Annotated in this window: 4 protein-coding genes; 2 read left to right on the top strand and 2 right to left on the bottom strand. The window is 59.5% G+C overall.

Features of this window, described 5'->3' with window-relative positions; all coding sequences use genetic code 11:
- The first annotated feature begins 913 nt into the window (after nucleotides 1-913).
- A complete protein-coding gene (locus M1E04_RS22555) occupies nucleotides 914-2,716 on the top strand; it encodes an acyl-CoA dehydrogenase (RefSeq protein WP_456292070.1) in 1,803 nt (600 codons plus the stop codon).
- 16 nt (nucleotides 2,717-2,732) lie between these two features.
- Here the strand turns inward: M1E04_RS22555 and M1E04_RS22560 are convergent, their stop codons facing one another.
- Both M1E04_RS22560 and M1E04_RS22565 read right to left on the bottom strand, forming a co-directional pair.
- Nucleotides 2,733-7,169 carry a dermonecrotic toxin domain-containing protein gene (locus tag M1E04_RS22560; RefSeq protein ID WP_456292071.1) on the bottom strand — a complete coding sequence of 1,479 codons (4,437 nt, stop codon included), beginning with the start codon at nucleotides 7,167-7,169 and terminating at the stop codon, nucleotides 2,733-2,735.
- Nucleotides 7,170-7,403: 234 nt separating this feature from the next.
- Complete coding sequence (locus tag M1E04_RS22565) at nucleotides 7,404-9,995, bottom strand: dermonecrotic toxin domain-containing protein (protein WP_456292072.1); 2,592 nt, start codon at nucleotides 9,993-9,995, stop codon at nucleotides 7,404-7,406.
- 267 nt (nucleotides 9,996-10,262) lie between these two features.
- Here M1E04_RS22565 and M1E04_RS22570 point away from each other — a divergent pair, with 267 nt between their 5' ends.
- Nucleotides 10,263-12,005 (top strand): potassium/proton antiporter, encoded by a 1,743-nt coding sequence (locus M1E04_RS22570; RefSeq protein ID WP_456292073.1) that lies wholly within the window; start codon nucleotides 10,263-10,265, stop codon nucleotides 12,003-12,005.
- Nucleotides 12,006-12,035 lie beyond the last annotated feature (30 nt).

Genomic DNA, 12,035 nt, shown 5'->3' on the forward strand with positions numbered 1-12,035 from the left:
TTTATTTACACCTTGACAGTCACCCATGCACGCGCAGAGCAACATTTTCAGACCGGAAAAGTCACCAAAACAATACCCACTCCCGGAGACTCATAACCCTGCCCAGACAGAGGGTCACCTATCCAGTAGCTAAGCTGGACTAAAAGCCCTGCATTCTGCGTTATCACATGATTCGGTATGGTCCATTTAAGAGGGAAAGACAGAGGCGGCGTCAAAATCTCGGAACTCGCATTGGCTTTGGGCCCCTGCGCCTGGAATCGGATACCTTCAGACGGTAGCAACTCGATGGAATCCAACACCATGGCGGCGCCGGAAGGGTCAGTAAAATCCAACTTCGGGGGGGCTAGATCGGCTCGAACTTGATCATTCCTTGCGTCACTCATAATTAATACTCCTGTAAGAATCATAAAAATTCTGCCGCACCAGACAAAAAACTGGTACTTGATTTAGCTTAGCCGACAGCATTTCTTTCGCACATATAAAAAAAACACCCAGCCATTTTCAAAATCGCTGAAACTTATAAAAAACAAAGTATTGACCGCCACTATAAGATGCTTGGCTATAAGGTTAATCGCCAATTAATCTAATAAGTTATGCTTCGAGCAGGACCAGACCATGAAATGTCTCTCGACACACAATGTATTTCAGACCTGGTCTATTGAGCAGATTTTAGGAAAACCTGGATCTGATTATTTCAGGGGGGTCGGCAGGACCGGCTTTGGCCTTTGAATGGGCTCCGCCCATTCACAACCTTGCCATGCGTAGGTAAGGAGATCTTCCGGGCTAGAGCCGGTCCCACGTTGAACTGCCCCTAACTCACCGTTCTGCCCGAGCATCACCCAAATCAATCTTGCTATTCACTTCATATAACCCCTCTTAGACTCGACGGCATTCCCAAGAAAGGTACGCCGCCATGTCCGAGACGCTGCTCAGTTCCCGCAATCTGGCTTTCGAGCTGTATGAAGTGCTGGACGCCGAGGCGCTGACCCAACGCGAGCGTTTCGCAGAGCACAGTCGGGAAACCTTCGATGCGGCGATCAGCACGGCACGCAACGTCGCGGAGAAATACTTCGCGCCCCACAACCGTAAAAACGACGAGAACGAGCCGCGCTATGAGAACGGCGCAGCGGTGCTGATCCCGGAAGTAAAACCCGCCGTGGACGCTTTCCTTGAGGCTGGTTTTCTCAATGCCGCCCGGGACTTCGAAGCCGGTGGCATGCAGCTGCCGACCCTGCTTTCTCAGGCCTGCTTTGCCCACTTCCAGTCCGCCAATGCCGCGACGGCGTCCTACCCCTTCCTGACCATGGGCGCGGCAAATCTGATCGAAAACTTCGGCACCGATGAGCAAAAGCGGCGCTTTTTGCAACCGATGATCGAGGGTCGCTTCTCCGGCACTATGGCTTTGACCGAGCCCCACGCGGGCTCGTCGCTGTCAGACATCCGCACCCGCGCCCAGCCCGCCGCAGACGGCAGCTATCGCCTGCGCGGCAACAAGATCTTTATCTCGGGCGGCGATCATCCGCTCTCCGAAAACATCGTCCACCTGGTCCTCGCCAAACTGCCCGACGCACCAGCGGGCGTTAAAGGCATTTCCCTGTTCATCGTCCCCAAGTTTCTGGTTAACGATGACGGCAGCCTCGGTGAGCGCAACGACGTCCTCTTGGCCGGCCTGTTTCACAAGATGGGCTGGCGCGGCACCACGTCTACCGCGCTGAACTTCGGCGACTACGGCAACTGCGTCGGCTTCCTGGTTGGCAAGCCCCATCAAGGCCTCAGCTGCATGTTCCAGATGATGAACGAGGCGCGCATCGGCGTCGGCATGGGCGCAGTCATGCTGGGTTATGCCGGTTATCTGTATTCACTGGAATACGCCCGCGAACGCCCCCAGGGCCGACTGCCTGACAGCAAGTCACCGGACGGCGCGCCGGTGTCGATCATTCAGCACGCCGACGTGAAACGTATGCTGTTGACGCAAAAAGCCTACGTCGAAGGCTCGTTTGACCTGGGTCTGTACGCCGCTCGCCTGTTCGACGACACGCAAACGGGCGAGAGCGAGGAGGTGCGCAAACACGCCCACGAGCTGCTCGACCTGCTGACGCCCATCGTCAAGTCCTGGCCCTCGGAGTTTTGCCTGAAGGCCAACGAACTGGCGATCCAGATTCTCGGCGGCCATGGTTACACCCGGGAGTACCCGGTGGAGCAGTACTACCGCGACAACCGCCTGAACCCGATTCATGAAGGCACCCACGGCATTCAGTCGCTGGACCTCCTGGGCCGGAAACTGGCGCAAAACGGAGGCGCCGGGCTCAAGCAACTGATTCGTTTGATCGCTGATACCTGCGAGCGCGCGCAGGCCCATGAATCGCTGACGGTATTGCGACAACCCTTGGAGCAACTGGTCACCCGCCTGCAAGGGGTCACCCTTGGATTGCTCACCGATCTGGGCCAGGGCAAGGTCAACGCGACACTGGCCAACTCGGCGCTGTACATGAAGGCGTTCGGGCACGCAGTGATTGGCTGGCGCTGGCTGGCGCAGGCGATTCGCGCCCAGGAAGGGTTGGAGAAGAACGACGAAGCCGATAGCGACTTCTACAAGGGCAAGTTGCAGGCCGCCCGGTACTTCCTGACATGGGAAGTACCGGGCTGCCATCATGAACTGGCGATCCTCGAGCGCCGGGATGATGCGTGCCTGACGATGCACGACGCGTGGTTCTGAGTGCCGCGCTCACCTGCTACCAGTCGTGTCCATTTCCGATTTCGACAGGCGCTTTGCGTTTGAACGGGAAGAAGTGATCCTGCAATGCTTCCAGCTGCCGCTGAAACGCGGCGGAGCGAACGGGCAGGTGACTGGGCGGATCGATGCCCAGGTGATAGTAGTCCGGCCGCTGCTCTCGCAACACATCGTTGAACAGCGCCGGGCCCGTCAGCTCGAACACGGTTTTGCGGTACCCCTTCATCGCCTGCGAGGTCAGCAACTCGGTGACCGGCGTGGAACGATCAACCGTGGGAGGGGGCGTCTCGAAAAACCCGGGCTGCGCCTGGTTTCGCAAGGCCAGCTCTTCGCTGAGACGAGCAAGCACAGGGTTTCCCGCATGACTGGCGAACAGGCTATTGCCATAGCCGCGAAAATCCAGCGAGGGCACAGCAACCGCTTTGCCGAGCAGCAAGTCGCCATGGGCCGCCTCAAGATGAACACCGTTGATGGAAGCGGTCAGCACATCATCGGAGTCCATGTAGATGCCTCCGTAGGCGTCGATCAGGGGATAACGGAGGATGTCGGAGGCGGCAGCATAGTTTTTACCTGCACCGCCTCGTGCCTCGCGATACAGCGCCTGATGCCTGCCGCGAAGGAACGCGGCGAAGAAATTCTCATCCTGCAGGTTCGACACCGCCAGCGACGGCGCACGACTTTTCACGCTTGCGCGAATGCGATTCAGCGTTTCCTGACTGTCGACATCCACATGCAAAACAGACTGAAAATCCGGGCTGCGATTTGCGTTTCTGATGAGGTTTTCCATGCGGGCTTCCTCCAGCGGCTGATCGCCCACCCAGATGTAGTGAATCTTTCTCGGTATCGGCTTGAGGTGAGTGGGCATCGTGGGCAGCCGTGGCAGTTCGACCACCTCGACGTTGGCGTGCGGGTTGATAGGCTGGGGTTCATCCAGCACGCTTCGCGACTGCCAGTCTCCATTCTGGTCCAGCCTCAGCCCTCTTGAGTCGGTGCCCGGAAGCTTCCAGGTTTTCGCGTCGTCATCGTAAATGACCCCGCGCTGTCTGCCATCGATCATGATCGAATAACGCCCGCCAGACGTGCTGACGCCGTCGATGGGAATCGCCACCTTGATCGCGGGGGCATCCGGCTGCAGGAAACCACTCTGGGTCGGTGGCAGGACCTCGGGCAGATCAACGATCGAGACGCCCTCAGTGGGGCCCGCCGCCTCTCCCCGGAGGTTTTCGCCACCCGGCTCGATTTTCAGTCGGTTGGCGAAGGGCAGATAAAACCGCTCCACTTCCTCCAGACGTTCCGAATACGCGACGGAGAGTATGTTGCTGGTCGCCCGATAGTTTCCGGTCAGCAGCCCCGCATAATCGGGCCGGGACGACTTAATGACGTCCAGGAACAAACCGGGTCCCGTGATACGGGACACTTCGGCGAGATACCTCTTGGCGTCCGAGGACGAATGTTTGAGGGCCCTCAACGCCTCTTCCCCCAGCTTGAATCTCTGGTGCAACGCTGTCTCCATCGCTCTGAGCACCGGATTATCCCGATGGCTGGCAAAGTGACTGTTTGCAGGGCCGACGTGCATGAGCGTTTCGGAGCTGACTGACCTGCCCACCAGCACATCGGAAGGGCCTGCGGCAAGTGCCTGGCCCTTGAACGACTGGGCCAGGACATCATCGCAATCCATGTAGATGCCCCCGTACTCCCTGATCAGGCGGTACCTGAGCACATCCGCAGCGGCCGCAAGGTTCTGGTTCTGGCCATGCCGGAAGTAGGCGTACGGCTCGGCACTTTCCTGCTCGTACAGGGAAAAGCCATCGAAGAACTGCTCGTCCTGGAGGCTCGAAATGGTCATCTGGGGAAAGCTGGAAAATTCAGCCTGCAACTGCTGCTCGGCGGTCAAGCCGTCCACTGTTGCGGAGTAATCGATATCGACATGAAGTGCGAACTTGAGATCCGGACTGGTCCTGATGTTCTGTTTGATCGTTTCGATCAGGTGTGGTCCGGGCAATCCATCGCCTAGCCAGATCTGATGAATCGTACGATCGATGGGCAAAGACTTCGCAGACACGCCTGGCAGCCGCGGAAATGTGTAAACCGTGTCATTCACACCGGCGCGAAGGCGGCCTTTGACGCTCAGATAACGACGCTCGTCCCCCACGCTCCACTTGCCGTTGTTATCCAGCCAAAGCAGCTCCTCAGTGACTTTATGTCTCCAGCACCCGACGTCAGCATCATAATAAACGCCCGTACCTTCCGGCGTATTCATGGCGTAAAACCGATGGACCTGATGACCGGAACTGTCAGTCAGCGTCCTCTGCTCAATGCCGTCCATCGGCACATCGATCTGAACCCGGGGCTGTGCCCGAACGCGCTCGACAGGCGCAGTCACGCCCTGGTCTTTCGTGGAAGCCGCTGTGACGGCATCGCCATAGCTTTCCCCTCCCCGCAGTCCTGGCCTCAGGTCCAGGTCTGAATAGAATCCATTAAGGCGCTTGATATAAGGACCTTTGATGGCCGCGTCTTCGGGAGAGAAAATCCTGTACTGCTTGACCGAATCGACCCGCTCGACCCGGTAGATCTTCGAATGAATCCTGGCGAAATAAACGGTCTCGCCTGACGCTGGATCGACGGATTTGTACACGGCGCCGACGTCATCGCGTGTCCAACTGCCCGAAAGATCAAGGGGCTCGCTGTACTCGAACCGGGTCAGTTCCGCCCGTAAACGTGGGGGTAACGATCGAAGGCCCTCTGGCTCAACACCAAACGCCTTCGCGCTGTCATAACCTGCTTCGTGCTGGGCTTTGCGCAGCAGGCGACTGTGCTCTTCCTGCGCCAGTCGGGCCTCTCGTGCGCTTGCATCTTCGTTGGCTCGCTCGTGCGCCTGCTGCGCAATCTCCTCATCGATCTCCTGCTGTTGTGCAGACGCTGCCGCTTTCTGCTCGGCGCTCCGACTGTCGATCACCTGCCCCACTTCATCTGCCGCACCCGGAACGACTTCGCCTGCACGCTGCGCCGCAGCCGCTGCGTCAATAATCTCCACGGCGCCCTGGGCAATGGCCGGCACCGCATTCAAAACACCGAAGACAAGGCGGCCAACACCGTTTTTTCGTTCTTCATAGGTCTTGCCCTCGATCACCTCGTCTGCCCCTAGCCCCAGAAGCGCGACCGACATCGCCGCCAATGGCAGCCACAGCTCGGGCACGACCATTGCGATGGCTCCCGTGACGCTGATGGCGGTGGACAACCGCTGCGCGAGCACCTCTTTGCGGTAGTCGCTTTGCGTGCGAATACTCAGCGCCGCATCAGAGCGCTGACGATCCTGCAGGCTTTGGCGAAAGTGGGAAAAGGGCCAAGGGGAAAGTGCGGCCCCGAGCGCGATCTCCCGATAAGGAGGCCAACTGCCTGTCGCACCGTTCAGCAGGTGCGGAAAGACCGCAAGACCGGCCAGCGTCGTATGGAGACCGCTCAGAAAAAGACCGTCGCTGTCGTCTTCAAGTTTGAAGTGACGCTCCAGGGCCTGCCGTTTGCGGGTGTCTTTACACTGCAGCGCGATCCAGTTCTGTAGCGCTGTGAGATCGTTGAAGCCATGAAAAGGCGACGAGTTGCCGGGGATATAAACCACTAGCCGGCCTGTCTGTTCATCCCTGATCACAATGATGTCGGTCGCTGCATAGCGATACAGAATGAGTTCGCGGAACGTGAACGCATGGGAAAGAGGTGCATCGCGGAATGATTCGAATGTCAGTTGCTCCCAGGCTTGTGACGGATCGAGGCCCAGGGACTTGAGCACCAGCGCTTTGTCCTCCTGGCTCATCGAGCCTTCGGAATGCTGGATGTAGGCTGACTTGAGCAAGGCAGCCTTGAGAAGCAGGTTGTAGTCACCGCCATGCTGTTCCCAGAACGTGTCGAGCGTCCTCTCGTAGTGATCGAGCAATGCGTTATCCCAGACGAAGGCCTTGAACGCCTTGGGGTCGATGGACGTGTGGGTGGAGGCATCAAATCGCTGCGGGGAGGTTCTGCGATAAACGGCCTCATAGGCGAAACAATCCGGAAGGTTCAGAGGCGTGGGGGAGACACGTGCGGGATACCCTCCCTCGCGATACGCCTGCACGTGACCCAGATGATCAAACCAGTCGCCGTTACCTGCCTGCTGCCAGTTATGCATCAGCGCGTCGGTCAGCGTGAAGGCGTGAGCGATGTTGGCTCGCTGGGGCGCAGCATCCTGACCATTGAGGTACAGCGTGGTGATCAGCAATTCATCAGGGTCAGTTTCTTCCGGGAAGTGCTGGAGCAGGTAGGCTTGCGCCTGCGTGCGTCCATAGTCATGGGGCGACTCGTACCGCACGTGCTGCTGACCGAGCCAGTCGCTCAGCAGCGTGGCGTGAGCGTCGACTTCTTGCCCGGGGGCAGGCTCGACGGGCCACCCGTCTTCGTCGCGCGGCACGGGTGGCTCATTCCAGCCACTGTCTTCCCAGTCTTCGCCTCGCTGGCCACCCCAGCCCGAAGGTCGCGAGCTGTCGCGGCTGCGCCCAGGCGCGTCAGCTCTGCGCTGCGGAGCGGTCGTATCCTTTCTGTCTTTCATAACCCGACATCCTGTCAGTGAGTGAGCTTTTAGAGTCCACCGACAGGCACGCCGGGCCGCCATAGATAATTATTGCTTACGAAATGAGCAGGCAGTTCAGGGTTGTTGAGACGGGAAAAAACAATCGACCAACACCCGCCCGGCGCTTCCCAGTCGGGCCGCGTAACCCTGGCGACTGAAAGGCTCTGCGGTTCGCATGTCGAGCAATTTTCGGCCCGGGACCGGACCGGTGACTTCGCGCAGCTGTACTTTCATGAACCGGTAAAACGTCCCGATCACTTGCTCGATGCTGTCGATCTGAAAATAGTGCCCGGGCAAAAAGATAGCCTCAGCCTCGTCCGGACTCGCGGAGAACGGCGCGATGGGTGCCGCGCTCAAGTACTGTTTTTCCGGCAGCACAAACACCACGCTGGTGTCGTCGAAACGGACCGGGGTATTCGTGGCACTGGCATGGGCGCCTGCCTGACTGCTGGCAAAAGTGCGCGCCTGATAGGGATTTTCGCTAAACGAGGTGATGTCGGTATTGACCAGCACATCGCCCACGGTCACCTCGCCGGTGCGAAAAAAGGCCCCCGACGTCCCACGCGCCCCACTGCCGCCGCGATACAGTGCGACGTCGTTGTTGTACCCCAGCGTGCTGACGTCCTCGACGAGCTTTTGTACCAGCGCGACTTGATCGGAATAGATCGCCACGCCGGTTCGCAAAAACTGGTTATACGCATCGTCTTCGTGGGTGTAGTGCTTGATGGAAGAGCCGACGTATTCACCGTCTGCGGTCTTGAACACGCGATGTCTGGCGCCCCACTGATCAAAATGCACGTCTTCACCCTCGGAGTCGGTGGAGACCATTTCCTGTGGCTCCATGCAGAACACTTCCACCACGGCCTTTTGCCGGGCCAGAGCGGCCTCGGAATACAGCTGCTCATCAAACAGGTTGAGCTGCATGAAGCGATCCCAGAATGCCGATTGCACGCTGGAAAAGGGCGTCGCAGGCGGCGAAGTGACCGCCCGGGCGCCGGCGTCCATGGGTGCACCGCCAGCAAGGCCCGGGATGGGAAGCCGTTCCCACCGGCCTTGCCCATCGAACCGAACCGGGCATCTGCCACTGAACGCAAACGGGTTCTGGGGATCGACGATGACCCAGCTGCCCAGGCTTTCATCGAGGCTCAAACGATGCGCCTGCCCGTCGATGAACGCCCATGTCTCGCCATTGCCCAGCCGATATGTCCCTTCATGGAGCCCTTGCTCCGAGACCGGCGTCAGCGATTCAAGGACAACGTTGTTGCTCATGCCGGACAAAGGATCGGTCGCGACGGGAGTCGGCATGGCATCGGCACCTGCGCTCAGCCCCGTTGGGCTTCGGGGCCTCATGGGTTCCCTGACATCAGCCCCCAGACGCGACAGCAGCGGCAGGTTCACGAACAGATAAATAGCGCTGGCGATGGCGCCCAAGATACCCCGCCTGCGTTGTTCGGCGTTTTTAGCGTTGACCGCCTGATCGATGCTTAATCCGGTGCTGATCAGGCTCGCGCCCACCACAGCCAATGCCAGCGGCCAACCCAGCGGCGCCAGATTGCCGAACACGGAGAGAAAGGCGTTCAGATACCCCAGCCAGACCTGCTTGCGAAGATCGCTGTTATCGGTCAGCAGGGTGGTGGCGTCAGCGGTCATGTCGTGACGGGCGACATCACGAAGATAGGCGAACGGATCACCCGGAATCGGTGCCGCCCCGCGATTGACCAGTCGATCGACCCCCGCGTTATCGTGGTCGCTCATCAGCAGTTGAGTCACATCGCGCTGAAACGCACCGCGGTGCGTGTTCCAATCGCTCGCCGAATGCAGAAAGCGAGCGCAAATAGCCTCTCGAGTGCCAAGGGAAAGGAACTGCGCCTTCAACCATTCGTACACCTGTTGATGGGTATCGAAGCAGTAGAAAGGGGTTTGCGCACCGCAGACATAGAGGATCTGACGGCCACCCTCATCGACAACACGCAAAATGTCCCGAGCCTTGAACGCGCCCAGTTCCAGATGGAACACCGATACCGCTGACGTCGCAGGCGCGGGCTCACGCAGCTGCTCAAGCGTCACAGAGTCACCCCCGGCAGTCAGGGCGCTGCGCAGTGCGTCGAAATCCGTCGCCGACAACAGACCTCTGCTCAGGCTTTCTCCCGCAGACGCCAAGTAGCGCACCTTGGCAAGCACGCAGAAGTTGTCGCTGTGCTGAGCCCAGAACCGGTCCATCTGGCGCCGGTAGCCCGCACTGAAATCGAGGGCCCAGAAATCGTTGAGCACCTCTGCCGGAAGCATGCGCACTTCATTCTGTTCATTGAAAACGCCATGTTCGGGGCCGTCAGTGTAGAAACCGCCATACACCGCCAGCTCGTCCGGGGCTTGCTGCTCGCTAACGTCGAAACGGCGAATCACCAACTCGGTCATCGTCATCGACGCCACCGCCTTACCAGCATGCTGCCATCCGGTAAAAGACCGTGAACTGCTGCTGGCGGCTGAGAAACGATGCCAATACACCTGATCAGGATCCAGATGCTTACCGGTGTGCCTGAAAATGATGTTCTGCGCAGCGGACCTCGCCAGCGCGTTGAGATCGGGGTAATCGGCGACATAACGGCTCGCCATTTTTTTGAGCTGACGCTCATCCGATTCGGGTAATGGGTGGGCTTGGACGTTCATGGTGATCACTTCTTCTGGATAGAAAAAGAAGGTGACCAGAGTCCACGCCAGTGACTGGCATAAATATGTATTACCGCCGTCATCTGGGAAACGTGTATGCACAGCGGCATGCGAGTGGCAGGGCGGGCCCTGCGGCAACATTAGCCCACCCATCTGGAATTACGCTTTGACAGCCATGCAATTCAACAGGTTAAATCCCTTGGCACGCGGACTGCATGGTCAGTTCGCGCCCTCGTCTGTTTGAATTCGTTTTCTGGAGTACCGCCCTTGGATGCCACGACCATCAACAGCCTGTTCCTGATCGGCGCGTTGCTGGTGGGTGCAAGTATTCTGGTCAGCTCGCTGTCCTCCCGCCTCGGCATTCCCATTCTGGTGATCATCCTCGCCGTCGGCATGGTGGCGGGCGTCGATGGCGGCGGCATCATCTTCGATAATTACCCAACGGCCTATCTGGTCGGCAACCTGGCGCTGGCGGTCATCCTGCTCGACGGCGGCTTGCGCACGCGGGTGGCGAGCTTCCGGGTTGCACTTTGGCCCGCCTTGTCGCTGGCGACGGTCGGGGTGCTGATCACCACGGGGCTGACCGGCATGGTTGCCGCCTGGCTGTTTGACCTGAACATCATCCAGGGCCTGTTGATCGGCGCCATCGTCGGTTCCACAGACGCCGCCGCCGTGTTCTCGCTGCTGGGCGGCAAAGGCCTCAACGAGCGGGTGACCGCCAGCCTTGAAATCGAATCCGGCAGCAACGACCCGATGGCGGTGTTCCTCACGGTCACGTTGATCGACATGTTGTCCAGCGGACAAACCGGCCTGCACTGGAGCCTGCTGGGCCACCTGATTCAGGAATTCGGCATCGGCGGCATCATCGGGCTGGGCGGCGGCTGGATCATGCTGCAACTGGTCAACCGGATTAATCTGGCAAACGGCCTGTACCCAATCCTGGTGGTCGCCGGTGGTCTCGTCGTCTTCGCACTGACCAACGCCATCCACGGCAGCGGCTTCCTCGCGGTTTACCTGTGCGGTCTGGTACTGGGCAACAAGCCGATTCGCAGCCGCCACGGCATTCTGCACATGCTCGACGGCATGGCCTGGCTGGCACAGATCGGCATGTTTCTGGTACTGGGCCTGCTGGTCACGCCCCATGATTTGCTGCCGATCGCGCTGCCGGCGCTGGGCCTGGCGTTGTGGATGATTCTGGTGGCGCGGCCGCTGTCGGTGCTGGCGGGGCTGCTGCCCTTCCGGGTGTTCCACGGTCGCGAAAAAGCCTTTATCGCCTGGGTAGGCTTGCGCGGCGCGGTACCGATCATTCTGGCGGTGTTCCCGCTGATGGCCGGCCTGCCCCATGCGCAGCTGTACTTCAACCTCGCGTTCTTCATCGTGCTGGTGTCGCTGCTGGTTCAGGGCACGAGCCTGCCGTGGGTGGCGAAATGGCTGAAAGTGACGGTGCCGCCTGATCCGGCGCCGATCTCCCGCGCGGCGCTGGAGGTGCATGTCACCAGCGAGTGGGAGCTGTTCGTGTATCGCCTTGGCGCCGAAAAGTGGTGCATCGGCGCCGCGTTGCGCGAGCTGAAAATGCCCGAAGGCACGCGGATCGCAGCGCTGTTCCGTGGTGAGCAACTGCTCCACCCGTCGGGTAGTACGGTGCTGGAAGTCGGCGATCTGCTGTGCGTCATCGGCCACGAACACGACCTTCCTGCCCTCGGCAAGCTGTTCAGTCAGGCGCCGCAGCGGGGTCTGGATCTGCGCTTCTTCGGCGACTTCGTTCTCGAGGGAGACGCTGAGCTGGGGGCTGTCGCGGCACTCTACGGCCTGAAACTCGACGGGCTGGACCCGGGGATGCCGCTGAGTCAGTTCATCATTCAGAAGAATCGCGGCGCGCCGATCGTGGGCGACCAGATCGAATGGAATGGAACTATTTGGACGGTTGCGGTTATGGACGGGAACAAGATCCTCAAAGTGGGCGTCAGATTCCCCGAAGGAAGCCGCCCGGGCCCCGGGCTGTTCCTTTAAACTGCCCCCCATTTCTGCTCGCTCGACCCG

Source organism: Pseudomonas sp. AK106 (genome assembly GCF_053903055.1).

Coding starts and splice junctions, on each gene's coding strand:
- M1E04_RS22555 (WP_456292070.1), top strand. CDS start 914: ATGTCCGAGACGCTGCTCAGTTCCCGCAATCTGGCTTTCGAGCTGTAT.
- M1E04_RS22565 (WP_456292072.1), bottom strand. CDS start 9,995: ATGAACGTCCAAGCCCACCCATTACCCGAATCGGATGAGCGTCAGCTC.